A 26,251-nucleotide genomic window follows, 5' to 3' on the forward strand; every position below is an offset into this window, starting at 1 on the left:
TCAGGCCGGACCAGAAGGGGAGGTGATCTCTTTGCCCGGTGTTTACCTTGAAGAATCCGATAACTTCGACATCTCCCTGCGCCGTTTCAAGAAGCAGGTGGAAAAGGCCGGCGTTCTCTCCGAGCTGAAAAAGCGTCAGCACTACGAGAAGCCGAGCGTCATGCGCAAGAAGAAGAAGGCCGCCGCCCGCAAGCGTCTGCTCAAGAAGATGCGCAAGATCAACCAAATGTAATGACCCTTCAAGAACAAATCGAAAAAGACTTTCTGGCTGCCTACAAAGCCAAGGAAGAGGTTCGGGTGGCCGTCTTGAGGATGCTCAAGACGGCCGCTAAAAACCGCCAGGTGGAACTCTTGCGCCCTCTCAGCGACGAGGAGATGCTTGAGGTTATCGCCCGCCAGGTCAAGCAGCGCCAAGAATCCATCGACCAGTTCAGCCAGGCCGGACGCACGGAAATGGCCGAGCGCGAAGCCGCCGAGATGGTCGTGCTCAAGGCCTATCTGCCGGTTCAGCTCTCCGCCGAGGAAACGGTCGCTGCCGTGGAAGCGGCCATTGCCGAAACCGGCGCGACTTCCGCCAGGGAGATGGGGAAGGTGATGCAGGCGGTAATGGCCAAGCATAAAGGCCGCATAGACGGCAAAGCCGTCAACGAAATCGTTAAAGCCCGCCTTACCGCCTAGGCCTTCCTGTGCCGTTTGACAGCCGAAGGCTACGACCGGTTCAGCGCCTCCGCATGACCACAATATTTCCCCCCGGAAAGACGCGTTCGCGCCTTTCCGCTTCCGGATGGTAACCTTCGGCTATGGAATCCCGCGCCCTGCACCAACTGGAATTCACAAAAGTCCTTGCCCTGTTTTCGAAACTCGCGGTTTCGGAGCCCGGCGTGCAGGCGTGCCGTGCCCTCGCTCCCCTGGAAAGCCCTGCTGAACTGGCCATGGCCCAGGATTTACTGCGCCAGGCCGTGTTCTGCGTTTCCGACACGGGGCTTCGCATCCAGGCCTTTCCTGAGCTTGATGGGGTGTTCCGATATCTCGCCCAGGCTCATCGCACCCTGGATGCGGACGGGTTCTGGGCTGTGCGCGAAGTGCTTGAGGCGTGCCGGGCCCTGCGCGATCATTTTGATTCCGGCAGCGGGTTTGAGCGCTGGCCGCTTCTGGCCGAGACCGTTCTAGGCTGCATCTGGCCCCAGAAGCTTTTCCCGGCGCTGAAACGGTGCCTGGCCAAGGACGGCGGACTGCGTGACGAATCGAGCCCGGAGCTCTTTTCGGTGCGCCAGGAAATACGGCGCATCCATCAGCGCTGCTCATCCCAGGTCAAGGATTTCGTTTCCAAGGAGGGGTTGGCCCTCTTCCTCCAGGACGAGTACATGACCATCTCGTCCGACCGCTACGTCCTGCCGCTCAAGTCCAATTTCAAGGGGCGCATCCAGGGCATCATCCACGACTACTCCCAGACCGGGGAGACCTGCTATGTGGAGCCCATGTTTTTGGTGGATGTGAACAATCGCCTCCAGGAACTCAAGCGCGAGGAACGGGAGGAGGAACAGAAAGTCCTCAAGTTTCTCACCGGCCTGGCTCGCGATGAGGAGCCGGCGCTGCGCGCGGCGTACACGCTGGCAGTGGACACCGATGTGCTCCTGGCCAAGGTTGCCCTGGCCGGACTCCTGGACGGGCACGTACCCGAGGTTGGCGGAGAAGGCTCGGTTGAACTTTTCGCGGCCCGGCATCCCTTGCTGGCAATGGCCGATGCGGCCAAGGCCAGGCCCGTGGACATTCTTCTCAAGCCGGAGCAACGGGCCCTGGTCATCAGCGGGGCCAACGCAGCCGGCAAGACGGTGTGCCTGAAGACCTTGGGGCTTACGGCCGTCATGGCCCTGGCCGGCATGCCCGTGGCCGTGCGCGAGGGGAGCAGGCTTCCCTTCTGGAAAGACGTGTACGTGTTCATGGGCGACGAACAGAGCCTGGAGGACCATCTCTCCACCTTTACCGCCCAGATCAGCCATTTGAGCCGCGTCTGGGACACCCTGGGGGGCGACTCGCTGGTTCTGCTCGACGAGTTCGGCGCGGGCACGGACCCGGCCCAGGGGGCGGCTCTGGCCCAGGCCGTGGTGGACAAGCTTTTGGACAAGGGATCGTTCGTGGCCGCGGCCACACATTTTCCGGCGCTCAAGGCCTACGGGCTGACCAAACCCGGGGCGCGCTCGGCCAGCATGCTCTTTGACCCCAAGACCAAGAAGCCCCTCTACGTCCTGGCCTACGACCAGGTCGGGGCGTCCGTGGCCCTGGACGTTGCTCGCGACTGCGGCCTGGCTGAAGAGGTGTTGGACCAGGCCCAGAAGTACCTGCTCATGGGCGGGGAGGACTCGGCCCGGCTGTTCGACAGGCTAAACGAGCTGGCTCTGGAGCGCGAACTCGAGCTCCAGTCTCTGGCCAAGGAAAAGCTCAAGCTCGAGGAGCGGCGCCGCAAACTGGCCGAGAGCTTCGAAAAGGAGCGCAAGATCCTGCTGGAGGAGCTCAAGTCCCAGGCCCGCACCATCCTTCGCCAGGCTGAGACCGAGAAGATCGGCCGCAAGCAGGCCTTGAAGGAACTGGCCGAGACCCGCAAATCTGTCGAAAAGCTGGGTCCCCAGGTTGATGAGGCGCCTGCCGTCCAGGCCTGGGCCTGGGAGGACGTGAAAGCCGGAGACCGGGTCCGCCTCAAAGGCTGGGACAAGTCCGGGACAGTCCGGGAGTTGGACGACAAGCGCAAGGCCCTGAAGGTGGACATGGGCGGCGTGAGCCTCTGGGCAGCGTTCGAGGACGTTGCCCTCGCCCCGGAGCAGGCCCGGACGGGAACTGGAGCCGCAGGCCCGGCTCGAGCCGGAGCCACAGGCAAGTCGGGCGGTACTGTCTCTCCAGGCTCCTTTCATGGCCAGGCGAAGGATTCTTCTTCTGGAAAAGGGGAACCCTCCGGTCCGACCATGGTGCTCGACCTGCGGGGTATGCGTGCCGATGTTGCCCTTTCCGAGCTTTCCGCCTTTTTGGACAAGGCCATCCTGCGCGGGGCGGGCGGCCTGGAAATCGTTCATGGACGCGGTACCGGGGCGCTCAGGCGCGAGGTTCACGCGTTTCTCAAGGAGTTTCCCGCCGTGGCATCCTTTGCTTTGGCATCGGAAGAGCGGGGCGGAGACGGCATGACCATGGTGGAATTGAAATAAAAAAGTGGCGGCCGGGCTTGCCCTCGGCGGAAACGGACTTAGCTTGAGCGCAACCCGAACGTTTGAGGATCATGAAAAACGATCCCAGGGCGATACAAGCCCTCAAGTCCCGGCTCAACATTGCCGATGTAGTCAAGCGGTACCTGGCCCTTCGGCCAGCCGGGGCCCGCTTGGTCGGCTTGTGTCCGTTCCATAACGAAAAAACCGCCTCATTCAGCGTCAGTCCGGAAAAAGGGGTCTTTTATTGCTTCGGCTGCCAAGCCTCCGGCGACGTTATAGATTTCTACTGTCGTATCAATGGTCTGGACTTTCGCGAGGGTTTGGAGCAATTGGCCCGTGAGGCGGGAATCGCCCTGGCCGAGTTCAAGCCAGACCCCCAGGAAGAGAAGAAACGCAGACTGCGCCAGGCCGCCAGCGACATGCATTCACTGGCCCGGGACTACTTCCGCGACTGCCTGCGCGGTCCGGCTGGGGAATCAGCCAAGGATTATTTGGCGCGTCGTGGTGTGAGCCAGGAAATGGCTGAACGCTTCCAACTTGGGTTCGCACCCCAGGACTACCACGGCCTTGAACGCCACCTGGGAACCAAGGGGTTCAAACCCTACGAGGCCGTGGCCTCCGGGCTCCTGGTGCAAGGCGACGACGGCCGGGTGTGGGACCGCTTCCGCCAGAGGCTGATGTTTCCCATCCATGAGGTCTCGGGCAAGGTTGTTGCCTTTGGAGGCCGGGTGATGGGAGAAGGGGAGCCCAAATATTTGAACAGCTCCGATTCGGTGGTCTACAAGAAGGGCGACCATCTTTACGGGCTGCACCAGGCCCGTCCGTATTTGTCCCGCGCGGGCAGGGCACTTTTGACTGAAGGATACCTGGACGTTATCGCCCTGCACCAGCACGGTTTCCCTGAAGCCGTGGGTGTGCTCGGCACGGCGCTGACGCAGCCGCAGGTAAAGCGCCTTACAGGCTTCACCCGCCAGGTTACCCTTGTTTTCGACGGCGACTCCGCCGGTGAAAAAGCGGCCTTTCGCAGTGCCCAGATGCTCTTGTCCCAGGGCGCGGAATGCCGGGTTGTGCTTTTGCCCAAAGGTGAAGATGCCGACAGCCTGCTCAAATCGGGCGGGCCGGAAGCGTTCCAGAGCTTTCTGGATTCGGCCCGCGAGGGGCTGGATTTTTGCCTGTCCAACGTGCGCTCGCGCTCCTCGAAAGAGGTGGTGGACTGGGCGCTGGAATTTTTGGACGAACTGGACTCCGACGGAATAAGGGCCGCCATGCTCACCCGCCTGGCCCATGGGCTGGGAATCGGGGAGCATGAGCTGCGCAAATTGGCCGTTGTAAGGGCCAAGGGCCGCGCCAGCCGGGAGGGCGAAAAGACCGCGCCCCCCAAGGCCAAGCCCATGAGCGCTGACGCCAAGAAGGACGCCCAGATGTTGGAGTTTGCCATCCGTTGCCCCTCCTACATACCGGAGATGGAGCGGATGAATGTTTTCGAGTCCCTGGCCACGGATAGGGCCAGGGCCTTTTGGCGTCTTCTCGCTCAGTTCGGCCAGTACGACGTGCTGCCCTATCTGGATGAGCGCCAGAAGAGCTTCTGGGGACAATGCGCCAGCAAGGAGCCTCTCTCCGATGAGGAGGCGAAAGGCTGGTGGGAGGACATAACGGCCCACGCCGGACGCGTTCGGGCCGAGGAACGCAGGCGCGAACTCATAGAGGCCATGCGCTTGGCGCGCGAGCAGGGCGACTCCGATGAGGAGAAACGCCTTATGGCCGCATTCAGCGAGCTTGTTGGGAGGGATCAGTGAGCAACATCAAGGATATCCAGCAGATCAAAACCCTTATCGCCAAGGGCAAGGAAAAGGGCTTCCTCACCTTCGAGGAAGTCAACAAGGCCTTGCCCACGGAGCTGTCCACCAATCCGGACCAGATTGAGGAAGTGATCTCCATTTTCGACTCCATGGACATAGCCATAGTCGATTCCGAAAAGGAAATGCGTAAAATTGAGGTCATGCCCGCCGAGGGCGAGGAAGCTCCGGACGAAGCCGCGCTGGAACTCACCGAAACCGAGGACGCGCTGGACTACTCCTCGCGCTCCACCGACCCCGTGCGCATGTACCTGCGCGAGATGGGCGCCGTGCCGCTTCTGGACCGCGACGGCGAGGTGACCATCGCCAAGAAGATCGAGAACGGCGAGATGGACGTTCTCTACGCCTTGGTGGAAGTGCCGGTCGCCCTGGAAGAACTCATCCAGGTGGGCGAGGATCTGAAACAGGGCCGCATTAAGCTTAAAGACGTGGTCAAGACCATCGAGGAAGACGATCCCTCCGAAGACGAGATGAACCAGCGCTCGCGCGTCATCCTTCTTTTGGACGAGCTCAAGGCCATCTTCAAGAAGCGCCGCAAGGTCTACACCAAGCTCGACTCCTGCGCCTGCCTGGAGCGCCGCGTGGCCGGCGTGCAGCGCGAGATCATGGCCTTCAAGGACGAGGTGGTGAACCGCCTGCGCGACATCAAGCTGGAGAAGACCCTCATCGACCGGGTCATCGAGACCGTGGAAGACTACGTTCGCCAGATGCACAACTGCCAGCGCGACCTCTCCGCCTACATCCTCTCCACCGGCAAGACCCAGGTGGAAATCCAGGGTCTGTTCCAGCAGCTCGAAGCCCGGGACATCAATCCCATGGTGGCTGCCGAGGCCCTCTCCATGACCGTGGAGGAGATCTTCTCCTTCAAGGAAATGATCCTGGCCAAGATGGAGATCCTCCACCGCCTGCAGGACAAGTGCTGCCACCACGTCTCCGACCTGGAGGAAGTGCTCTGGCGCATCAAGCGCGGCAACAACGCCGCCTCGCGCGCCAAGCAGGAGCTCATCCGGGCCAACCTGCGCCTGGTGGTGTCCATCGCCAAGAAGTACACCAACCGCGGCCTGCAGTTCCTGGATCTGATCCAGGAGGGCAACATCGGGCTCATGAAGGCCGTGGACAAGTTCGAATACCAGCGCGGCTACAAGTTCTCCACCTACGCCACCTGGTGGATCCGCCAGGCCATCACCCGCGCCATCGCGGACCAGGCCCGCACCATCCGCATCCCCGTGCACATGATCGAGACCATCAACAAGTTGATCCGCACCTCGCGCTACCTGGTCCAGGAGCTCGGCCGCGACCCCACTCCGGAGGAGATCGCCGAGCGCATGGACTACCCGCTGGAGAAGGTGAAGAAGGTCTTAAAGATCGCCAAGGAGCCCATTTCGCTCGAGACGCCCATCGGTGACGAAGAAGATTCGAGCCTGGGCGATTTCATCGAGGACAAGAAGGCCCTGGCCCCTGCCGAAGAGGTGGTGAACACCAAGCTCATGGAGCAGATCGCCCGGGTGCTGTCGGACCTGACCCCCAGGGAGGAACAAGTGCTCCGGAAGCGCTTCGGCATCGGCGAGAAGAGCGACCACACCCTGGAAGAGGTTGGCAAGCTGTTTAACGTCACCCGTGAGCGCATCAGACAGATCGAGGCCAAGGCCTTGAGGAAGCTGCGGCACCCGGTGAGGAGCCAGCACCTGCGGAGCTACTACGAGAGCTAAATCTGTCCGTTGGGATAGAATAAAAAGGCAGCCTGGAGCTGCCTTTTTTATTGGTCTAGCGTCTCTGTGGGCGGGGCCGTCTCGGCTGCAATGCTCGGATGCATGTGAAGAGCATCCTCGCATTTCGCCGCGAGACCCCGCCCTCTGAGACGCTTCGGTCATCCAAACTTTTGGTGTATTCCAAAAATATAAGGAAGTGGCGGGCCCGCGAGCGGGTCTGAATCCGGCCAGGGCGAAGAATGTTCTTCAAATACATTCGAGCCCTGCCGGAAAAGACCCGGGAGCAGGGCATTGTCCGAGCGTGCTTCAACGTACTGGGCTTCTTAAGGAAAAAGGAAGGCGATGCGAAGTAGAGATGGTTCTAGTTTGGTAGTAAAGCGTAAGACCTCAATTATCTTTCCCCCCTCCTGAACTGATCCTGCAACTCCCTCACTTCCTTTGGCAGAAGAAGCCGTGCTTTAAGCCCCGCGAACAGCCAGGCCGCCCGACGTTCCAGCGGCCAGGTGCCGTATTCCTTCACCATCTCTGGATCAGGTTCATGAAAGAAGCCGACAAGCGGTTTGTCCCCATTCACGAGCATTTCTCCAATTTGCGCAGCGCCTCGACATCGCAGATATCTTGCTGCCTTGGAGATACGAGCTTGCTGGCTATGAGGTCCTCACGGGCAATGAGCGGGACCGTGGTCTGTCCGAAAGGCATGTCCTGGCGCCGGGTCATCAGCTCCTCGAAGGGCGCGGGCGCGTCCAGCATCACATCCACCTCGGCCATGGGCTGGCTGGGATGCTGGAAAGTGAAAGCCAAAAGCCCTTTTTCGCGTTGCCACTCCGCGCGTTTGGCAGGGTTGGCTAACTCCGTGGCAGGAACCGGGAGCCTTGGGCGGTAGCCGAGTCCTTCCAGTAGGGCAGTCAGTTTCTCCAGATTCTCCTTCTCCAGCAGCACGATCAGATCAACATCGTAGGTCATGCGGGGGAGACCGTGAAAATTCACCGCCACTCCACCCGTAAGCAGGTATTGGATCCCGGCCTTGTTCAAGGCAGTGAAAAGACCTTCGTAGTCGAGCTGCATGGCTTGTGGATAACCCAAAGCTTTCTCCCGCGCCACTGCATTGCGCCAGCGTATGACCGAGTCGAGAAGAAGTGGCAGGGGAGGAAACCGGTCACTGAACAGGGTTGCAATGCCTTGTGTAACCCGAGCGAACCATCCGCCGACTCCCTTGAGAACAGTCGGGATTTGCACCCGGCACCATCACTCTGGAGGAATGAAATGCGTCGTAGTCTTCTTGTATTCGCCCTGGCCGGTATCCTCGCACTGTTTGTTACCGCAGCTTTCGCCCAAAACCCGGATCATCATCCGCTGTTCGACAAGATGGACACCAACAAGGACGGCTTTTTGACCAAGGAAGAGATTCAGAAGCGGTTCCCCAAGTTCACGGACGAGATGATGAAACAGGCCGACACCAACGGAGACGGCAAGCTGACCGTCGCGGAGTGGCGGACCTTCGCCAAGGCCAAACGGGCCGAACACAGGGGCGGCGCCAACATGATGTAGCCTGTTCGTTTGCACAAAGCGCTAAACACAGTGGAATACGGGGAAGCGTTGTCCGTGGAGCATATACAAAACCTAAGAGGCGGCCTGAAGCCGCCTCTTGGGTTTGAAATGGGATTCCAAAGGGACGCAGTCCCTTTGGCCGCCGGAGGTCTCTTCTCCCCAAATCATGTCGGCAACGAAAACCGCTCCAGGCTCATGCGTTCCAGGTCCATGGCAACCATGCGCCCGCCTGGTCCCCCGAGCTGCGGGGGCTTGCCCAGGGCGATCCTCACGGCTTCGGCCAGCACCAGGCCAGCGGCAACGTGGATGGCCGGGGTCAGGCAGCCGAGCGAATCCTCGGCGGAAGGCTTCTTGGCTTTCGTCTCCGGGCAGAAATACCCGGCCGGACCTTTGCCTCCGGGCAGAACCGTGGCTGCGAGCAGGGTCCAGCCCGCCACGGCAGCGGTTATCAAAGGCACGCCCGCCTTGGCCGCGCCGCGTTCGGCCGCCGGGCGGCAGGCCGCGCCGCCCAGGGCATCGATGGCGATGTCCACGCCCGCGTAGAATTCTTCAAAATCCTCCGGTTCCACGTAGAGCTGGCGGACGTGAAGCTCCACGGCCGGGTTCACCTCGTCCAGCCGGGCCTTGGCAGTGCCCGCCTTGGATGCGCCGATGGAGTTCTGGGTGGCCAGGAGCTGGCGATTCAGGTTGGAGGGCTCGAACACGTCGTGATCAGCGGCGGAGATGATGCCGAAGCCCAGCCGGGCCAGGCCGTCCAGGATGTGCCCGCCCAGGCCGCCCAGGCCCACCATGGCCACCTTGGTGTTCAGAAGCCTGGCTTGAGCGGCGCAGTCGAAGGTCTTGAAGTTGCGCAGGTAGCGTTCGGGGATGATGCCTTGTTCCAAGGCTGTGATCTCGGCCAGGCGCAGGCCCGTGCCCATCAGATGCGCCGCGCTTCGAGCGGAGCGAAGGGAGAGGATGCGAACAGGGGTGCCGTCGGGAAGTGTGCCTGATTCGGCCAGATCATCGACCGGGGAAGTCATGCCAACCTCCGGGCACGGCTGTGAATAAGTCCACCCTGTCGCCGTGGTCCAGGGGGGAGCTCTCTCCGGGAGGAGAGCATTGGCCGCCTCATGGTGTCCGGGCCGATGTCGACGCACAGAAGGAACAGGCCCGGTCCACCCCCTCATCCCATGTTCTTGAAGCCGAGCAGAACGCGATACGGACCAGGAACCCCGGGAGGGGCCAAGGCAACCCTGTCCCCACCGGCCACTTCGGCCAAGGAGGGGGTGTGGGCCCTGCCGTTGACGAAAATAACCTCGACCATTTCCTGTGGGATTCCAAGAAGTTCCAGCAGTTCAATGCCGGACATTTTTTCTTGGACATCAACCTGCTTCGGATTGCTCCAGCCTCTTTCCCGAAACAAACCGACAAGGTCCATAAAGGCACGGAGTTCGATAGTCGACGGCACGTCCGGTTCCTCCAATTGGGTTCCCGCATTGCTGACGGTGTGAGTATTTCCGTAAGCTTGCGTCACTTCCGCGATACTTTCAAGCTCTCTGCCGTGGATGCGGTAAGGAAGTGGGCGGGCTCATTCTGGAACAATGCGGGAAAAGTTCGCCGGGTAAAAACTCGAGTCGCAATCACCCGCCGCCTACGGCGGGAAACAGGCTGACCCGGTCTCCATCGGATAGAACCCTGTCCCTTGCGGCGTGAACCCCGTTGACGAACAGCACCGCCACCATGTCCGGGGCCATGCCCAGGCGTTCAATGAGGGCTTCGACTGTTTCGCCGGCGTGCAGCGGGAAATGCTCCTCGTTTTCCGGTTGAAACGAGTTCAGGGTGGCAAAGCATTTTACGGTTATATTCATACGGCAAAATTAAGAGCGGACGGTTGGGGAGTCAATCGCAAACACCGGGTGCCAAACATCGAGCTGATGGGAGCCTGGGCCTTACTAAAACATGAAGGCGAACGGCAATGAGCCGTCCGCCCTCATTGGCTTACAGTTCAGCCCGTGCGCTCTTGCACGGCGCTAGAAGTTGAACACCTCGTCGATTTCCTCATCCGTGAAGTCCCAAATCGCATTGTGCGGCGGGCACGGCTCTTCGAAGAACTCCGGCAGCCGGTCGTGAGCGTTGGTGAAGCCCGCCCGCTGGTTGAAATCGCGTTCAGCCTTAAGAATGGTCTTGCCAAGCGCCGTGACGTCGTCTCCGGTCAGGGAGAGGTTGTAGCGGGCGTTTATCATGTCGACCAGGGCGTTGAAGCCGTCGGCAATGTCTAGGATGGCGAACGCGATGAACAGGCACATGCCGGTGCTGTCCACGGCGGCAGTGGCGATCTGCAGATTGCGCGACAACTCCACCTGGCCTTCCTTGGCGAGCGGGTCCACGAAACCGCCAACCTTCAGGATGTTGGTGGCCACGGCATACCCGGCGGTGTGGTCAGCGCCCATGGGGCTCGTGGCGTAGGTGATGCCGACGCCCTTGACCGCGCGCGGGTCGTAGGCCGGGATGGCCTGGTTTTTCACCACAGGCACCCTGGTAAGGCCGTACATCTGGCCGACAGCGGCGGCGCCGCAGCCGAGAATCCTGCCGAGGGGGGTGCCTTTGCGGATTTCTTTGATGAGTTCGAGGGCCTTTTTCCCATCGCCCCAGGGAATGATTCCGGCATCCATGGCCACGGCCACGGCCACGGCGGTCTCGATGGAATCAACGCCCACCTCGTCGAATTCGCGGTCGGCGTAGGCGATGGCGTCAAGGTCGTCGATGGCCGCGTCGGCTCCGAGCGCCCAGATGGTCTCGTATTCGAAGCCGCTGGTGATGTATTTCCCCTGCTTGTCCACATAGTGCTGGGAGCAGCGGATGATGCACCCGGCGTGGCAGCCGTGGGTGGTCTTGCCACCGCGCTCTTCGATGATGGCGGCCATGGTCTCGCCGCCGACGTTGTTGGCCCACTCGTTGCGGCCGCAGCGGAAGTTCTTGGTGGGCAGGCCGCCGGCTTCGTTCATGATGTTAATGAGCACGTTGGTACCGTACTTGGGCAGGCCCTGACCGGTGACCGGATGGGTGGTGAGGGCGGTGGTGAAACGCTTGGCCGCGCTCTTGAACGCGTCCGGATTGGCGATGGTGACGCCGGGGGCGCCGGTGTCGTCGATGACCACGGCCTTGATCTTCTTGGAGCCCATGACGGCGCCCAGGCCACCGCGTCCGGCGCTGCGGATGTTGCTCTCAGGGTCGGCGAAGGAAATGTTGGCCGCAGTAAGCTTCATTTCGCCAGCCGCGCCGATGATGGCCACGCCGGCTTTGGGGCCGTACTTGGCTTGCAGGACCTTTATCGCGTCGTAATTGCCCATGCCGATGATCTCGGAGGGAGCATCGTCGATAGTCACGCCGTTGGCGGTGACATGTACCACATAGTACTTGTCTTCGGCCGGAAGGCCCTCAAACACGATGGCCTTTATGTCCAACTTGGACATCTTCTGGGAGAAGGTGCCGCCGGTGTTGCTTTCCTTGATGCCGCCGGTCAGCGGGCTCTTGGCGCCGCAGGACAGCCTGCCGGAGTTGACCGCGCTGGTGCCGGTGAGAAAGCCGGGAGCGAAGATCAGCTTGTTGTTTTTGCCCAGGGGATGACAGGTGGGCTTCACTTCGTTGGCGATGAAGATGGAGGTAAGCCCGCGACCGGCCAGGCCTGCGTATTGTTCGGGGCACTCGGCGATGGTCGCCTTCTTCGTGCCCATATCCACCCGAATGAACTTAGCCATGTAAGCCTCCGTTGATCTCGGAACGTCAATTACGGTTAGTTTCCGTTAGTGTTTCAACCTACTGTAACTGCGAACGAAAAACGGATCGTTCGTATTGTGTCGTGTAGTGGGGTGGGCAGAGTATGTCAATTTATGCCAGGGGTGGCATAACAGAAAGCCGCTCATTAAGGTCGGCTTTTCGCAGAGTTCAAGAACTGTGGATGGTACGCAGGAAAAACAATGCAGAATTGTATAAAACGCTAAACAGTTTATGGTGATTTTTTTTGCCAATCACCTTTGTTGAATTGAGTGGCGATGCTGATGGTGTGGTGGAACGGGCATCGCGATGCAGTGTCAACGCAATGAAGACGCAACGCATGATGCGCACTGGTCTTTGCTGCGCACGGGAGACGATCAGGGTGAGCCCAGGGGCGGGAAAATGCAGACCTGCCCGGGGTGCCTTGCTTGTCTAGACGAGTCTACCGCTTCGATTCGCAACGAGCCACCAGGGGCTCGAACGTGCCGGTCTCGGGCAGGTAGCTCAACAGCTCCCCGCGCTGCATGTCGAAGTACCAGCCGTGCAGGTAGAGCCTCTCGGTCATGACCCGGTCGAAGATCCAGGGGAAGGTGAGCAGGTTCTCGAGCGATACGAGCACGGCGGCCTGCTCGCAGGCGCACTGGCGCACGTCAGGGTCCTTCTCAGGGAGCTTCTCGGAGACTTCGCGCAGGGCGGGTTCAGCTATCTTCACCCAGGGGGCGATGAACTCGCCCAAGTTCTCGCGGTCAGGAGTCATGAGAGCCTGGATGCCGCCGCACCCTGAGTGGCCGAGCACGATGACATGCTCCACCTGGAGAACCTTGACCGCGTATTCGACTGCCGCGCTCACGCCGTGGTGGCCGGGGTGCTTCTCGTAGGGGGGGACCAGGTTGGCCACGTTGCGGACAACGAACATGTCGCCGGGCTCGCACCCGGTGAGGATGGCCGGGTCCACCCGGGAGTCGGAACAGGCGACGACCAGGACTTTGGGGTTCTGGTTTTCTTTGAGGCCGGAGAATATCTGGTCGTCACCGCAGAAGTAGGTGCGCTGGAATTCCTTGAAGCCGGAGAGGAACTTGGCGATATCCTTCATTGTATTAAGACTCCGTGAGAAATGGGCAGGCAGGTCCGCCGATGGCCTTGTAGGACAGAGTGGGGCGGACAAGCAAGAGAAGATGCCACAAAGCAGTTAGAATAGTATACCAATTTAGTATACTATTTTCGACAATCCCTACAAAAATGTAACATCATCTCCAGCCGCCCACTCAACCATCCCAAAACCCCTCCTGCGTCCTGTGCTCCCGTGAAGTTCACTAGCCGCAACGCCCCAAACCAATATGACCAAAAAGGTACGCTCAGCGGAACACCGCAAAAAAAGTTTTCCATAATGTAAATCCCGCCAAGCCTCGAAAATAGCCGTATTTCGTTGTATAGCCTGGGCTGAGACCCGTTTTCAGCGCATTTTCCACTTGACGAAATCTTCGAGAATTCCCATTCTCCCTTTCCCGCATTTCCGAGCCCCGGCCACCCATGCCGCACGGGCAGCTCGGCCCGACGCCTTGAAGGGGGCGCGGGCCGGGGGCGCCGCACCATCAGCGCCCGCAATACCCCTCCAAAACGTATGAAAGAGGTGACCGTCTTGGCCTTCGCTCCCATAAACAAGAACTACCACGACTTTCACGTCGTCAGGGACAAGGACGCCTGCATCAATTGCCAGGTGTGCGTGCGTCAGTGCTCCTACGGCGTGCACTACTGGGATGAGGCGCGCCAGTGCGTGCGGCACGACAACACCAAGTGCATCGGGTGCCATCGGTGCGAGGCCCTGTGCCCCACCCAGGCCCTGCTCATCCAGGAGAAGCCCTCCGCCTTCAAGCCCAACGCCCTGTGGCGGCCGGTGTTCATAAAGAACATCTACAAGCAGGCCGACACCGGAGGCGTTCTCCTTGCGGGCATGGGTTCCCCCGTAGACATCCCTGTCTACTGGGACAAACTTTTGCTGGACGCCAGCCAGGTCACCAACCCCTCCATCGACCCGCTGCGCGAGCCCATGGAGCTGCGTACCTTCCTCGGAGCCAAGCCCACGCGCCTGGAGTTCGAGGAGACCGCTGACGGGCCGAAACTGAAGACCGAGCTCAAGCCCAACATCAAGCTGGACATTCCCATCATGTTCTCGGCCATGAGCTTCGGGTCCATCAACTTCAATCTGCACATAGCCATGGCCCGCGCCGCCACCGAAGTGGGCACCTACTACAATACCGGTGAAGGCGGCCTGCACGAAAGCCTCTACAAGTACGGCAAGAACACCATCGTGCAGGTGGCTTCGGGACGCTTCGGCGTGCACCGCGACTACCTGAACGCGGGCGCGGCCATCGAGATAAAAATCGGCCAGGGCGCCAAGCCCGGCATCGGCGGCCACCTGCCCGGCGAGAAGATCACCGCCAGGGTCTCCGAGACACGCATGGTGCCGTTAGGCTCCGACGCCATCTCCCCGGCCCCGCACCACGACATCTACTCCATCGAGGACCTCCACCAGCTCATCTACGCGCTGAAGGAGGCCAGCGACTACAAGGTGCCCGTGTCCGTGAAGATCGCGGCCGTGCACAACGTGGCCGCCATCGCCTCAGGGATAGTCCGCGCCGGAGCGGACATCGTGGCCATCGACGGCATTCGCGGCGGCACCGGCGCGGCCCCGGCCATGATCCGCGACAACGTGGGCATCCCCATCGAGCTGGCCCTGGCCTCCGTGGACCAGCGCCTGCGCGACGAAGGCATCAGGAACGACGCCTCCATCGTCATTGCCGGCGGCACCCGCTGCTCGGCGGACGTGGTCAAGGCCATCGCCCTGGGCGCGGACGCGGTCTACATCGCCACCGCGGCCCTGCTGGCCGTGGGCTGCACCCTGTGCGCCCGCTGCTACACCGGCAAGTGCCCCTGGGGCATCGCCACCAACGACCTCTACCTGGCCAAGCGCCAGAACCCCGATATCGCCGCCAAGAAGATGGCCAACCTCATGAAGGCCTGGGCGCACGAAATCGAGGAGATGCTTGGCGGCATGGGGCTCAACTCCATCGAGAGCCTGCGCGGCAACCGCGACAAGCTCCGGGCCGTGGGCTTAAACCAGAACGAGCTGGACACCCTGGGCGTCAAGAGCGCCGGGAGGTAGGCCATGAAGAAGATATACCCCAATAAGGAAGTCTGCATCGGGTGCCACCTGTGCGAGGTGGCTTGCCTGACGGCCCACTCCAAGACCAAGGACACCATCCTGGCCCACAATGTGGAGAAGGTTCAGGAAGGCCTGGCCCCCCGTCGCGGCGTGCTCCAGGAAGGCGCGGTGTGCGTGGCCCTTTCCTGCCGCCACTGCGAGGAGCCCATGTGCGTGGCCGCCTGCATCTCCGGAGCGCTCACCAAGAACCCGGAGACCGGCCGCTGCGAATACAACGAAGAGCAGTGCGTGGGCTGCTGGTCCTGCCTGATGGCCTGCCCCTTCGGCTCCATCCGCAGGCACCCGCTCAAGGAAAAGATCGTCAAGTGCGACATGTGCGCGGGCCGCGACACGCCCGCCTGCGTGGAAGCCTGCCCCAACGCTGGCCTGGTCTTCGAAGATCGCGGCAAGGACTAAGCGGAGAAATGCGATGAAATATGTGATCGTGGGCAACGGCGTGGCCAGCGTGGGCGCCATCGAAGGCATCCGCAGGAAGGACCCCGACGGAGAGATCATGGTCATCTCCGAGGAGAACTCCCCCACCTACGGCCGTCCGCTCATCTCCTACCTGTTGGCCGGAAAGATCGGTCCTGAGCGCATGCAGCTTCGGCCCGTCACCTTCTACGACAAGAACAAGGTGAAGATGATCCTGGGCACCAAGGTGACCGGCATCGACACCAAGGCCAAGAAAGTGGCCACCGCAGACGGGCACAGCTACGGCTACGACAAGCTCCTTGTTGCCACCGGCGGCGTCCCGTTCATTCCGCCCCTGCCCGGCAAGGACGGCCCCGGCGTGTACAGCTTCACCACCCTGGCCCATGCCGAGACGCTCATCGACGTGGCCAGGAACTGCAAGAACGTGGTGGTCATCGGCGGCGGGCTCATCGGTTTGAAGGCCGCTGAATCCCTCCACGACAGGGGCGTGAAGATCTCCATCGTGGAACTGGCCCCCCGGGTGCTCTCGGCCGCCTTCGACGACAAGGCCGGCAACCTGGTGGCCAAGCGCCTGGAAGAGGTGGGCATCACGGTCCACTGCGGAACCCAGGCTACAGAGATAAAGCGCGGTGCCGACGGCAAGGTCCAGGGCGTCACCCTGAAGAACGGCGAGTTTCTTCCCTGCCAGGCCGTGGTCATCGCCATCGGCGTGGTGCCCGCCTCGGATCTGGCCAAGACCGCCGGAATAAACGTGGACAGGGGCATCGTGGTCGACGACATGCTTGCCTCGTCCGATCCCGACGTGTTCGCGGCCGGAGACGTGGCCCAGGCCAAGGACCTCATCCTGGATGAAAACCGGGTGGTGCCCATCTGGCCCAATGCCTTCAACCAGGGCTTCTACGCGGGCAAGAACATGGCCGGGGCGGAGAGCCCCTACACGGGCGGCCTGGCCATGAACGCCATCGCCTTCTACGGGCTGCCCACAGTAAGCGTGGGCGTGGTCAACCAGGCCGTAAGCGAGCCCGGCATCGAAGTGGCCGACACCCTGGACGAAGAGCACGGCACCTACCGCAAGCTTGTCTTCAAGGACGAAAAGCTCATCGGCTACGTGTTGCTCGGCGAGATTGACATCGCCGGGGTCTACACCGGGTTCATCCGCTTCAAATTCCCCCTGGACGCCGAGACCAAGGACAAGCTCATCAATGGCCAGCCCTCCATCCTTCAGTGGCCGGAAGGCTTTTTTGACGAGCAGTTCAACCCCGTCGGCGCGCAAGAGATCGTTTAAGGAGACGCACGTCCAATGAAGGCTCCAGAAAGATATTACGACTTTGAGAAGGACATCTCGGGCTGCGGCGTCTTCGGCGTCATCAACACCAAGCGCGAGCTGATCCCGGGTTCCATGCCCATCCAGGCGATGTGCACCATGCACGACCGCGGCAACGGTCTGGGCGGCGGCTTCGCGGCCTACGGCATTTATCCGGACCACGCCGACAAGTACGCCTTCCACGTCATGGCAGACACCCAGGACGGGCTCGACTCGGCCGAGGAACTCATCAAAAAGTTCTTCACCACCCACGAGTCCCAGCCCATTCCCACCAAGCCCACCCTGGCCATCAAGAACCCGCCCCTCGTGTGGCGCTACTTCTTGTCGCCCAAGCAGGGCGTGGACAGGCCCATGTGGCGCACCAATGACGAGAAGGACTACATCGTCAACGTCATCATGCACATCAACAAGAAGACCCCGGCCTTCGTCTTCTCCTCGGGCAAGAACATGGGCGCCTTCAAGGGCGTCGGCTTCCCCGAGGACATCGCCGAGTTCTTCCGCCTGGACGAATACAAGGCCTACATCTGGACCGGGCACAACCGCTTCCCCACCAACACTCCGGGCTGGTGGGGCGGGGCGCACCCGTTCACCCTGCTGGACTGGTCCATCGTGCACAACGGCGAGATCAGTTCCTACGGCATCAACCGCCGTTACCTGTGCGAGCACGACTACGAGTGCACGCTCATGACCGACACCGAGGTGGTGGCCTACGAGCTGGACATGCTGGTGCGCAAGCACGGCCTGTCTCTGCGCATGGCCAGCTGGGTGTTCGCTCCCCCGTTCTGGGACGAGATAGACCGCATGCCCGCCGACCAGAAAAAGGCCTTCGAGGCCCTGCGCATGGTCTACGGTTCGGCTCTGCTCAACGGTCCCTTCGCCATCCTTGTTTCCGACGGCAAATGCCTGATGGGCTTAAACGACCGCATCAAGCTTCGTCCGCTCCTGGTGGCCGAAAGCGGGAACAACGTGTTCATGTCCAGCGAGGAATCCTCCATCCGCGACGTATGCCGCGAGCTGGACACCGTCTGGGCCCCCAAGGCGGGCGAACCCGTCATCGTGCATTTGGAAGACTAAGAGGGACGCGACATGCTGCTCGATGCCGACAACATCTACTACCGTGAACTCAACAAGCAGATCCGCGAACTGGTGGCCAAGGGCGAAACCGAGTTCGAGATCACAAACGTGCGCGGCCAGCGCTACATCGCCGACGGCCTGGACGGGGACATAAAGTTCCTCATCCACGGCGTGCCCGGCCAGGACATGGCCGCTTTCATGCGCGGGCCTTACATCCGCGTGGAAGGCAATGCCCAGGACGGCGTGGGCAATACCATGGACGACGGCCTGGTGGTGATAAACGGCATGGCCGGCGACGTGGTGGGCTACGCCATGCGCGGCGGCAAGGTGCTGGTGAAGGGCGACGTGGGCTACCGCGTGGGCATCCACATGAAGGCCTACAAGGAAAAATTCCCCGTGCTGGTCATCGGCGGCAAGGCCGGCGACTTCCTGGGCGAATACATGGCAGGGGGCGCCATCATCCTGCTCGGCATGCTGACCGGAAAGCCCGACGCACCCATCTGCGGGCGCTCGCTCGGTACCGGGATGCACGGCGGCGTCATCTACGTGCGCGGCGAGGTGCCCGTTGAACAACTGGGCCCCCATTTGAAGACCGAAGCCGTTGACGACGAGGATATGAAGCTCATCACAGCCAACCTCGAACAGTTCTGCAAGGAATTCGGGGTTGACTTGAAGACGATTTTGGCCGAACCCTTCCAGCGCGTGAAGCCGTTCTCTCATCGTCCCTACGGCAATCTCTACGTTGCCTGTTAGGCGCGGCATTCACGGAAACAACTACTGGAGGATTCAATGATGCTGACCAGCGTGGCGTACGCCATGGGCCAGATGCCTGCGGGAGCCGACGGCGGACAGGGTGGCGGTCTGATGTCTTTCCTGCCGCTCGTTTTGATGTTCGTCATCTTCTACTTCCTGCTTATCCGCCCCCAGCAGAAGAAGCAGAAGGAAATGCGCGAGATGCTCAAGCAGCTCAAGCGCGGCGACAAGATTCTCACCGGCGGTGGCATCTACGGACGCATCGAATCGATCACCGACGACAAGGTGAACGTGGAGATCGCCCCCAACGTCGTCATCACCGTCATGCGCAGCTACGTGGCCGGACTCGCCGACATGGCCCAGGCCCCTGCCAAGAAAGACGACAAGAAGGCCGCCAAAGCCGACGAGAAGAAGGAAGACAAGCCGGAAGAAAAGAAGTAATCCGGTTTTGCCTGACCTTTTGACCATTTGCGAGGGGGAAACCGGCGGTTTCCCCTTTTCGCGCATGAAGGAGCATGCATGTCCAGCCTGTCCTGGCGCTTGATAGTGGTGGCGATCGCCCTTGTTTTTGGGCTTCTCTTCACCTTGCCTTCCATCGAATCCGTGCGGCAATCGCCGCTGGGCAAGTATTTGCCCGGCAATCAGGTCAACCTCGGCCTGGACCTCAAAGGCGGCATCCATCTGACGCTCGGCGTCGATGTGGAAAAGGCTTTGGCCAACTCCCTGGCCCAGGCCGGGCAGGATATCAAGGCCTTCGCCCAGGAGAAGGAGATGACCATCATCCGGCAGAACATGCCGGACCCCAAGCGTCTCGAATTCGTTCTGGCCACCCCGGACAAGCGGGCGGACTTCGAGGAACTGCTCAAGAAGCAGTTCTCCGGAGTGCGTGTGCTCAAATCCGAAGTGGTGGATGACGGCAAGGTGAAATTCACCGTCTCCTTCACACCTGAGTACACCAAGAACCTCGAAACGCTCACCGTGGACCAGGCGGTGAAGACCATCAGAAACCGCATCGACCAGTTCGGTGTGGCCGAACCCGACATCCGCAAGCAGGCCGGGGACCGCATCCAGATCCAGCTTCCCGGCATGAAAGACCCTGACCGGGCAATCGCCCTGGTGGGCAAGACGGCTCACCTGGAATTCAAGATCGTGGACGACTCCATCGATCCTGCCAAGGTGGCCAAGGGCCAGCTGCCTCCGGGCCGCGAGATCATCATGGAACGGGTGTCCGGCCGTCAGGGCGAATACACCGAGCGTCCCCTGGTGGTGAAGTCCGAGGCCGTGATGACCGGCGAACTCATTGCCGACGCCCGGGTAAGCTTCGATCAGAACAACAGCCAGCCTTATGTGACGTTCACCCTGACTTCGCGCGGAGCCAAGATATTCGAACGCGTTACCAGCGAGAACCTGAAGAAGCGCATGGCCATCATCCTGGACGGCAAGGCCTTTTCCGCACCCACCATCCAGGACAAGATTCCCGGAGGCAGAGGCCAGATCACCGGCCGCTACACCGAGACCGAGGCCCGCGATCTGGCCGTGGTGCTGCGCGCCGGAGCCCTGCCCGCGCCGGTGAACGTGCTGGAGCAGCGCACCGTGGGTCCTTCCCTGGGCCAGGAATCCATCGACAACGGCGTGATGAGCGTGGGTGTGGCCTGTGCGGCTATCGCCCTGTTCATGCTGGTGTACTATGGTTTCTCGGGCATTATCGCCAACGTGGCCCTGGTGCTGAACGTGGTGCTCATCATGGCCGGCCTGGCCATGTTCGGGGCCACGCTCACCTTGCCCGGCATCGCGGGCATCATCTTGACCATGGCCCTGTCCGTGGACGCCAACATCATCATCTTCGAGCGCATCCGCGAGGAGATTCGTCTTGGGCTGCCGTCGCGCGCCTCCATCAAGGAAGGCTTCATGCGCGGTGCGCTCACGATCCTGGACGCCAACGTCACCACCGGCATCGCGGCTTTGGTGCTCTACGAGTTCGGCACCGGCCCCATCAGAGGGTTCGCGATCACGCTGATTCTGGGCATTGTGGCCTCCATGTTCACGGCCATCTTCGTCAGCCGCACGCTCATGGACGTGTGGATGAGTGGCAAGAGCGCCGAGGTGAAACTGTCGATCTAGCTTGAAGCGTTGTCTTGATGTCTTTACAAAGGGGGCTTCGGCCCCCTTTTTATTTTGTACGGCAAGGAGATCCCCAATGCGTTTCGCCATGTTCGAGCTGGGCGGCCTCACGGCATCGCGGTGAGTGTTGACGGAAGGTTGCACGGCTATTGTTCCGGCCATCCCGAGTATCCGGGCGACCTGGACGCCTTGCTGGCCCGGGAGGCCGACCTCGAACAGGTTGGCAAGGCGCTTGTGCGTGCCCCGCAAGTGTCGCTGCCGTCTCCCAGGCTGCTGCCGCCTTTAAGCAAGCCGGGAAAAATCGTGTGCATCGGCTTGAACTACGCGGCCCACTCCGCCGAGTCCGGCTACGAGGTACCTGCTTACCCCACGCTGTTCGCGCGTTTCCCCTCCTGTCTGATCGGGCATGAGGCCCCGTTGCTCATCCCGGCGGTGTCCGACCAGCTCGATTACGAGGGCGAACTGGTAGCCGTTATCGGACGGGGAGGGCGCTTCATTTCCAAAGATACTGCGCTCGACCATGTGGCGGGGTATTCCATCTTCAACGAGGCCTCTGTCCGGGATTATCAGTTCAAGACCCCCCAGTGGACCATAGGCAAGAATTTCGACGACACCGGCGCCTTCGGCCCCCATCTGGTGACGGCGGACGAACTGCCTCCCGGATGCAAGGGGCTGCGGGTGGTGACGAGACTCAATGGCCAGACCATGCAGGACGGGTGCACCGATGACATGATGTTCGACGTGGCCGCGCTGGTGTCCATCTTAAGCGAGGCCATGACGCTCAGTCCCGGCGACATGATCGTTACGGGTACCCCCTCGGGGGTGGGTTTCGCCCGGACTCCGCCGGTGTTCATGCAGCCGGGGGACGTGTGCGAGGTGGAGATCGAGCAGGTTGGCGTGTTGCGCAACCCGGTAGAGAAACAAGGAAGGTAGCGGACCACGCACTTAAGCTTTCTTTCTCGCCTGTGGATGAGTTGGGGAGGAGAGCCTCCGGCGGCCAAAGGGCTGACGCGGGCCTTCCCGCCCCTCGTCCTGCGGGCGCTGCCAAAAGCGTCTAATTCCGTTGTCCTGCTGAATTGTCGCGCCCTTTGGACCCCCCAACCCCCCGCCGGTTTCACGCTCTAGTTTACCCGGTAGTGGCACCCCAGGCTCTTCGTATTCCTCATTGCCGACAGCGTGATGATGTACGCTGCCTGACAGCCGTGGAATAGGTCCACGATGGGCTTGGAAAGCGGGGTCTCCCGGTAGAAGTCGTGCAGGTGGACGTTAAGGTCGCGTAGATCCTCGAAGGCCCTTTTCAGGCGCGAGGCAGTGCGGTGGATGCCCACGTAGTTCCACATGGTGCTCTTTATGGTGGTCCAGTCCTGGCTTATGAGCGCCGGGTCCTCGTTACGCTCCTGGCCGGGGCTCACCCAGTCCGGAACCGAGTCCGCCAGCTTGCGGGTTATGGTGGGCTTGGAGCCAAAACGCGAGCCGATGTAGCTGCCCGCGCTCACTCCCCAGACCAGGCATTCCAGAAGCGAGGTCGAGGCCATGCGGTTGGCCCCGTGCACGCCCGTGCAGCTGCACTCGCCCACGGCGTAGAGCCGGTCCACGGTGGTGCGGCCGTGCACGTCCACCAGCACGCCGCCGCAGGAGTAGTGTTCCGCCGGGACGACCGGTATGGGCTGGGTGGCGATGTTGATGCCGATCTCCGCGCATTTCTTGGCGATGCTTGGGAACCTTCGGGCCACGTCGGCCACGTGGTTGGCCGCGTCTAAATACACGCAGTCCTCGCCGGACTTGAGCAGTTCCTCCATGATGGCCCTGGTGACGATGTCGCGCGGGGCCAGATCGGCCCGCGCATCGTAGCGGGTCATGAAGGCTTCGCCCTTGGCGTTTATGAGCTTGGCGCCTTCGCCGCGCATGGCCTCGGTGATCAGGAACCTGCGTTCGGCGCGGTGGAAGAGGGCGGTGGGGTGGAACTGGATGAACTCCATGTTCATGTAGCGCGCCCCGCACCGGTAGGCCATGGCCAGGGCCGAGCCCACGCAGGCCCGGGTGTTCGTGGTGTGCAGGTAAATTTGGCCCACGCCGCCCGTGGCCAGTATGGTGTAGTCGGCCAGGATGGTTTCCACGGCCCCGGAAATTTCGTTCAGCACGTAGGCGCCCAGGCACTGGTTCACCAGGTTGTACTTGTATTCCAAGAGTGCCGCGTGGTGGTGCGATGTGAGCACGTCCACGGCCGTACGCCGGGTGAGCACGGTGATGTTCGGATGGCTCTCCACCGCCGCCACCATGTGCTGCATGATGGAATAGCCGGTGGAGTCGGCGCAGTGCAGGATGCGTGCGAGGCTGTGTCCGCCTTCCTTGGTGAGATGAAAGTCCCCATCGGTCGAACGTTCGAAGGGAACGTTCAGCCGGTCGATGAGCATGCTTTTCACCACGTCGGGCCCTTTGCGGGCCAGATAGCGCACGGCGGTGACGTGGTTGTGCTTCCAGCCGCAGGTGAGCATGTCGCGCTCCAAAAGCTTGGGGCTGTCGTCCAGGCTGGTGTAGACGATGCCGCCCTGGGCCAGGGAGGAGTTGCCGTCGGTGAGGGCGTCGCCCGCGCACAAAAGGACAACCTCGCGGCCTTGGTCGGCCAGGGTGAGCGCGGCGGAACATCCGGCCACTCCGGAACCGATCACCAGTACCTGGGTCTTCATGCGGTAGTGAAACATGCCGCTCCCCTTTTATCTATCTGGCTACCTCGACCTCGGTGACGGGCAGCAGTTTTTTAAGAATCGCCGGATCAAGTTCGGCCAGGGCTCCGCGCTTGCCGGCGTTTATGAGAATCGACGCCAGGGTGAAGATGCTCTTTTCAGCGTAAACCGGCAACCTCTTGCGCGTGCCGAAGGGGGATATGCCGCCCACCTGGTAGCCGGTGTGGCGCATGGCGGCATCGGGCGAGCAGGGCGAGACGGTTTTCACTCCGAGCGCCCTGGCCATTTCCTTGAGAGAGACTTCCTTGTCTCCGTGCATGAGCACAAGCAAAGGCTGTTTCGCGTCGTCCTCGAAGACCAAAGTCTTTATGACGCACGTCTCGTCCACGCCCAGCTCCCGGGCTGCCCGTTCGGTTCCGCCGTGGTCCACGTAGGAGTACAGGCGCACTGAAAAGGGCACGCCCTTGTCTTTCAAAAACCTGGTGGCCCCTGTGGCGGGAATTGCGGAAGCCTTGCTCACTGGGCGGCCTTTTCGCCACCGAGGGAAGGCAGCGGGAAAAAGCGCGGAATCATTTCGCGCAGGCCTCGAGCATCCGGGTGAGAGCCAATTTTGCAGGCTCTTTGAGGGCGTCGTCCACCTGGACCGTTGGGGTATTGTCCAAGGATGCGAGAAGCCGCGCCAGATTCGGCTCTGTCACCTTTTCCATGTTGGAGCAGGTGGAATACAAGAGTGGGCGAATGTCCTTTTCGCCGCGGTACTTGTCCGAGAGCCTGTTCACCAGGTTGAACTCCGTTCCGATGTAGACAACGGCCCCTTTGGGGGCGTCCGCCACGTACTTGATGATAAACGATGTGGAGCCGCAGGCGTCGGCCAGGGCCACGGTGTTGGGATGGCATTCGGGGTGGACCACCACCAGGCAGCCGGGAGATTCCTGGCGGGCCTTGCGGATGGTTTCGGGCTTGAAGCGCGAATGGATGACGCACTGGCCCGGCCACAAAAGAAGCCTTGCCTGTCTGGCCTTGTCCAGGTTCATGGCCTGGCCGTGCTCGCGGATGTCCAGGATGTGGCGGTCCTCTTTGGGCAGGGAGATCCAATCGGCCGCGTTCAAGCCCAGGCGGACGTCCGGCAGAAACAGGGTGTGCTTTCCACGGTCCAGGGCCCAGGTGAGCATGGTCTTGGCATTGGCCGATGTGCATACGGAACCGCCGCGCGCTCCCACCAGGGCCTTCACCGCTGCCGAGGAGTTCACATAGGTGAGCGGCGTGACGTCAAGCCCGCCGTGCGCCAGGATATCCAGCACCTTCTCCGCCAGCCAGGCCGGAGCCATGTCGGACATGACGCAGCGGGAATTCATTTCCGGAATGAATACCTTCTGGCCAGGCCCTGCCAGAATGGCCGCTGTCTCGGCCATGAAGAACACCCCGCAGAAGACGATGTATTGCGCGTCCAGAGCGGGGATCTTTCGGGAAAGCTCCAGGGAATCGCCGGTGTGGTCCGCGTGGCGGGCCACTGCGTCGGACATGTAGTGGTGGGCCAGAATCACCAGACGTTTGCCCAGGCGGGCCCGAGTTTCTTCTATCAAATCGAAATCGTTGCTGAAAGTCATGAACTACTCCTCAAACTAGCGACCGCATCGGGCCGCCTCATGAGCGATCTTGGACCACTTCCGGGAACAAGCGGGTGCTGGCGGGAACACTCGAAACAAACTTTGTCACACCCCAGCCTTCTCGATCTGCATGCTGAAGTCGGCGTAGGGCGCGGAGTGGGTGATGCGTCCCACCGAGATGTAATCCGCTCCCAAGGCGCCGAGTGCCGGAAGGTTTTCCAGGGTGACTCCGCCGCTCAGTTCCGTTTCGATCCCTTCAGGTATCATAGTAAGCGCCTGACGCATTTGGTCCAGGGTCATGTTGTCGAGCATGATGCGTTCAGGATGCAAGGCTACGGCCTGGGTGACCTCTTCCAGGGTACGGCATTCGATTTCCAGGGGAGGAGAACCAGCGGCATGGGCCCGGCGCACGGCGGCCACTGCCTGTGGTATGCCCCCGGCCCGGTCGATGTGGTTGTCCTTTAACATGAGCATTTCGGCCAGATTGCGCCGGTGGTTTAAACCGCCGCCAATGAGCACGGCGTATTTCTCCGGATAGCGAAGGCCGGGCAGGGTCTTTCTCGTGTCCAGGAGCCTGGTGCGCGAACCGGCCAGAGCCGCCGCGTAGCTGGCCGTGAGGTTGGCGATGCCCGAGAGGTGGCAGAGAAAATTGAGTATCACCCGCTCGGCCTTGAGAAGACCCACGGCAGGCCCCAAGAACTGGGCAGCTACGGCTCCGGCGGTGAGCCGGTCGCCGTCCTTGGCCGGATAGTCGCGGTCGGTGACGCTGAGGATACCCATGCGTTCAAACACTATGTCCGCGATGGGCAGTCCGGCCACCAGGGTCTCTTCTTTGGCCACGATTTTCGCGCTCAGCCGGTCGCCGCGCGTGAAGACCGCCTTGGCGGTCAGGTCCGGGCCGTCCTCGTCCAGGGCCAAGTCCACTGCCTTGAGCAGGAAGTCGCGGGCCGGACCCGAAAAGTAGTCGTCGAATGTGGTCATGATGTGG

Annotated in this window: 25 protein-coding genes; 14 read left to right on the plus strand and 11 right to left on the minus strand. The window is 61.4% G+C overall.

What is annotated here, in order from left to right:
• Window positions 1–31: 31 nt before the first annotated feature.
• The 5 genes from HY795_01965 (at window position 32) to rpoD (ending at window position 6,759) form a co-directional block, all read left to right on the plus strand.
• The gene (locus HY795_01965; protein MBI4803982.1) at window positions 32–232 is read left to right on the plus strand and encodes a 30S ribosomal protein S21; all 201 of its coding nucleotides are present in this window, start codon (window positions 32–34) and stop codon (window positions 230–232) included.
• Window positions 232–678, plus strand: a complete 447-nt coding sequence (locus tag HY795_01970; GenBank protein ID MBI4803983.1) for a GatB/YqeY domain-containing protein — start codon at window positions 232–234, stop codon at window positions 676–678. The genes HY795_01965 and HY795_01970 overlap by 1 nt, the downstream gene beginning before the upstream one ends.
• A 122-nt stretch (window positions 679–800) precedes the next feature.
• Complete coding sequence (locus HY795_01975) at window positions 801–3,194, plus strand: Smr/MutS family protein (protein ID MBI4803984.1); 2,394 nt, start codon at window positions 801–803, stop codon at window positions 3,192–3,194.
• Between the two features lie 71 nt (window positions 3,195–3,265).
• A complete protein-coding gene (dnaG, locus tag HY795_01980; protein ID MBI4803985.1) occupies window positions 3,266–4,990 on the plus strand; it encodes a DNA primase in 1,725 nt (574 codons plus the stop codon).
• On the plus strand, window positions 4,987–6,759 hold the full coding sequence (gene rpoD, locus HY795_01985) for an RNA polymerase sigma factor RpoD (protein MBI4803986.1): 1,773 nt from the start codon (window positions 4,987–4,989) through the stop codon (window positions 6,757–6,759). Before dnaG ends, rpoD begins: the two co-directional genes overlap by 4 nt.
• Before the next feature lie 391 nt (window positions 6,760–7,150).
• On the opposite strand, the gene HY795_01990 is transcribed toward rpoD, so the two are convergent.
• Entirely contained in the window at window positions 7,151–7,333 is a 183-nt protein-coding gene (locus tag HY795_01990; GenBank protein ID MBI4803987.1) for a hypothetical protein, read from the minus strand.
• A complete protein-coding gene (locus HY795_01995; protein MBI4803988.1) occupies window positions 7,330–7,842 on the minus strand; it encodes a nucleotidyl transferase AbiEii/AbiGii toxin family protein in 513 nt (170 codons plus the stop codon). The genes HY795_01990 and HY795_01995 overlap by 4 nt, the downstream gene beginning before the upstream one ends.
• Before the next feature lie 180 nt (window positions 7,843–8,022).
• On the opposite strand from HY795_01995, the gene HY795_02000 reads away from it, so the two are divergent.
• The gene (locus HY795_02000) at window positions 8,023–8,307 is read left to right on the plus strand and encodes an EF-hand domain-containing protein (GenBank protein MBI4803989.1); all 285 of its coding nucleotides are present in this window, start codon (window positions 8,023–8,025) and stop codon (window positions 8,305–8,307) included.
• Between the two features lie 164 nt (window positions 8,308–8,471).
• On the opposite strand, the gene HY795_02005 is transcribed toward HY795_02000, so the two are convergent.
• The 5 genes from HY795_02005 to HY795_02025 form a co-directional block, all read right to left on the minus strand.
• Complete coding sequence (locus tag HY795_02005) at window positions 8,472–9,227, minus strand: ThiF family adenylyltransferase (GenBank protein ID MBI4803990.1); 756 nt, start codon at window positions 9,225–9,227, stop codon at window positions 8,472–8,474.
• 245 nt (window positions 9,228–9,472) lie between these two features.
• The gene (locus HY795_02010) at window positions 9,473–9,757 is read right to left on the minus strand and encodes a MoaD/ThiS family protein (GenBank protein MBI4803991.1); all 285 of its coding nucleotides are present in this window, start codon (window positions 9,755–9,757) and stop codon (window positions 9,473–9,475) included.
• A gap of 172 nt (window positions 9,758–9,929) precedes the next feature.
• The gene (locus HY795_02015) at window positions 9,930–10,157 is read right to left on the minus strand and encodes a MoaD/ThiS family protein (protein ID MBI4803992.1); all 228 of its coding nucleotides are present in this window, start codon (window positions 10,155–10,157) and stop codon (window positions 9,930–9,932) included.
• A gap of 162 nt (window positions 10,158–10,319) precedes the next feature.
• Window positions 10,320–12,047, minus strand: a complete 1,728-nt coding sequence (locus HY795_02020; GenBank protein MBI4803993.1) for an aldehyde ferredoxin oxidoreductase — start codon at window positions 12,045–12,047, stop codon at window positions 10,320–10,322.
• A gap of 458 nt (window positions 12,048–12,505) precedes the next feature.
• Entirely contained in the window at window positions 12,506–13,156 is a 651-nt protein-coding gene (locus tag HY795_02025; protein ID MBI4803994.1) for a carbonic anhydrase, read from the minus strand.
• A 546-nt stretch (window positions 13,157–13,702) separates the two neighbouring features.
• Between HY795_02025 and HY795_02030 the strand changes: the two genes are divergently transcribed.
• The 8 genes from HY795_02030 to HY795_02065 all read left to right on the plus strand — a co-directional run bounded on the left by HY795_02030 (window position 13,703) and on the right by HY795_02065 (window position 21,905).
• Window positions 13,703–15,226, plus strand: coding sequence for a 4Fe-4S dicluster domain-containing protein (locus tag HY795_02030; GenBank protein ID MBI4803995.1), 1,524 nt, complete (start codon window positions 13,703–13,705; stop codon window positions 15,224–15,226).
• Window positions 15,227–15,229: 3 nt separating this feature from the next.
• On the plus strand, window positions 15,230–15,682 hold the full coding sequence (locus HY795_02035) for a 4Fe-4S dicluster domain-containing protein (GenBank protein MBI4803996.1): 453 nt from the start codon (window positions 15,230–15,232) through the stop codon (window positions 15,680–15,682).
• A 13-nt stretch (window positions 15,683–15,695) separates the two neighbouring features.
• The gene (locus tag HY795_02040) at window positions 15,696–16,985 is read left to right on the plus strand and encodes an NAD(P)/FAD-dependent oxidoreductase (GenBank protein MBI4803997.1); all 1,290 of its coding nucleotides are present in this window, start codon (window positions 15,696–15,698) and stop codon (window positions 16,983–16,985) included.
• A gap of 15 nt (window positions 16,986–17,000) precedes the next feature.
• On the plus strand, window positions 17,001–18,098 hold the full coding sequence (locus tag HY795_02045) for a glutamine amidotransferase family protein (GenBank protein ID MBI4803998.1): 1,098 nt from the start codon (window positions 17,001–17,003) through the stop codon (window positions 18,096–18,098).
• A gap of 12 nt (window positions 18,099–18,110) precedes the next feature.
• The gene (locus HY795_02050) at window positions 18,111–18,851 is read left to right on the plus strand and encodes a hypothetical protein (protein MBI4803999.1); all 741 of its coding nucleotides are present in this window, start codon (window positions 18,111–18,113) and stop codon (window positions 18,849–18,851) included.
• Between the two features lie 36 nt (window positions 18,852–18,887).
• Window positions 18,888–19,292, plus strand: a complete 405-nt coding sequence (gene yajC, locus HY795_02055) for a preprotein translocase subunit YajC (protein ID MBI4804000.1) — start codon at window positions 18,888–18,890, stop codon at window positions 19,290–19,292.
• A gap of 78 nt (window positions 19,293–19,370) precedes the next feature.
• Window positions 19,371–20,972 carry a protein translocase subunit SecD gene (secD, locus tag HY795_02060; GenBank protein MBI4804001.1) on the plus strand — a complete coding sequence of 534 codons (1,602 nt, stop codon included), beginning with the start codon at window positions 19,371–19,373 and terminating at the stop codon, window positions 20,970–20,972.
• A gap of 114 nt (window positions 20,973–21,086) precedes the next feature.
• Window positions 21,087–21,905 (plus strand): fumarylacetoacetate hydrolase family protein, encoded by an 819-nt coding sequence (locus tag HY795_02065; GenBank protein ID MBI4804002.1) that lies wholly within the window; start codon window positions 21,087–21,089, stop codon window positions 21,903–21,905.
• Window positions 21,906–22,093: 188 nt separating this feature from the next.
• Here the strand turns inward: HY795_02065 and nadB are convergent, their stop codons facing one another.
• The 4 genes from nadB to nadC form a co-directional block, all read right to left on the minus strand.
• Entirely contained in the window at window positions 22,094–23,674 is a 1,581-nt protein-coding gene (nadB, locus tag HY795_02070) for an L-aspartate oxidase (GenBank protein ID MBI4804003.1), read from the minus strand.
• A 16-nt stretch (window positions 23,675–23,690) separates the two neighbouring features.
• Complete coding sequence (locus HY795_02075) at window positions 23,691–24,176, minus strand: aminoacyl-tRNA deacylase (protein MBI4804004.1); 486 nt, start codon at window positions 24,174–24,176, stop codon at window positions 23,691–23,693.
• Between the two features lie 49 nt (window positions 24,177–24,225).
• Window positions 24,226–25,263: a quinolinate synthase NadA gene (nadA, locus tag HY795_02080; protein MBI4804005.1), complete on the minus strand. Its 1,038-nt coding sequence runs from the start codon at window positions 25,261–25,263 to the stop codon at window positions 24,226–24,228.
• A 105-nt stretch (window positions 25,264–25,368) separates the two neighbouring features.
• On the minus strand, window positions 25,369–26,244 hold the full coding sequence (gene nadC / locus HY795_02085; GenBank protein ID MBI4804006.1) for a carboxylating nicotinate-nucleotide diphosphorylase: 876 nt from the start codon (window positions 26,242–26,244) through the stop codon (window positions 25,369–25,371).
• Window positions 26,245–26,251 lie beyond the last annotated feature (7 nt).

It is taken from the genome of Desulfovibrio sp. (assembly GCA_016208105.1).
GTDB lineage: Bacteria > Desulfobacterota > Desulfovibrionia > Desulfovibrionales > Desulfovibrionaceae > Fundidesulfovibrio.

Coding starts and splice junctions, on each gene's coding strand:
- HY795_02025 (MBI4803994.1), bottom strand. CDS start 13,156: ATGAAGGATATCGCCAAGTTCCTCTCCGGCTTCAAGGAATTCCAGCGC.
- yajC (MBI4804000.1), top strand. CDS start 18,888: ATGATGCTGACCAGCGTGGCGTACGCCATGGGCCAGATGCCTGCGGGA.
- nadB (MBI4804003.1), bottom strand. CDS start 23,674: ATGTTTCACTACCGCATGAAGACCCAGGTACTGGTGATCGGTTCCGGA.
- HY795_02045 (MBI4803998.1), top strand. CDS start 17,001: ATGAAGGCTCCAGAAAGATATTACGACTTTGAGAAGGACATCTCGGGC.
- HY795_02050 (MBI4803999.1), top strand. CDS start 18,111: ATGCTGCTCGATGCCGACAACATCTACTACCGTGAACTCAACAAGCAG.
- nadA (MBI4804005.1), bottom strand. CDS start 25,263: ATGACTTTCAGCAACGATTTCGATTTGATAGAAGAAACTCGGGCCCGC.
- HY795_01975 (MBI4803984.1), top strand. CDS start 801: ATGGAATCCCGCGCCCTGCACCAACTGGAATTCACAAAAGTCCTTGCC.
- HY795_02000 (MBI4803989.1), top strand. CDS start 8,023: ATGCGTCGTAGTCTTCTTGTATTCGCCCTGGCCGGTATCCTCGCACTG.
- dnaG (MBI4803985.1), top strand. CDS start 3,266: ATGAAAAACGATCCCAGGGCGATACAAGCCCTCAAGTCCCGGCTCAAC.
- HY795_02005 (MBI4803990.1), bottom strand. CDS start 9,227: ATGGGCACGGGCCTGCGCCTGGCCGAGATCACAGCCTTGGAACAAGGC.
- HY795_02040 (MBI4803997.1), top strand. CDS start 15,696: ATGAAATATGTGATCGTGGGCAACGGCGTGGCCAGCGTGGGCGCCATC.
- nadC (MBI4804006.1), bottom strand. CDS start 26,244: ATGACCACATTCGACGACTACTTTTCGGGTCCGGCCCGCGACTTCCTG.
- HY795_02020 (MBI4803993.1), bottom strand. CDS start 12,047: ATGGCTAAGTTCATTCGGGTGGATATGGGCACGAAGAAGGCGACCATC.
- HY795_01970 (MBI4803983.1), top strand. CDS start 232: ATGACCCTTCAAGAACAAATCGAAAAAGACTTTCTGGCTGCCTACAAA.
- HY795_02015 (MBI4803992.1), bottom strand. CDS start 10,157: ATGAATATAACCGTAAAATGCTTTGCCACCCTGAACTCGTTTCAACCG.
- secD (MBI4804001.1), top strand. CDS start 19,371: ATGTCCAGCCTGTCCTGGCGCTTGATAGTGGTGGCGATCGCCCTTGTT.
- HY795_02035 (MBI4803996.1), top strand. CDS start 15,230: ATGAAGAAGATATACCCCAATAAGGAAGTCTGCATCGGGTGCCACCTG.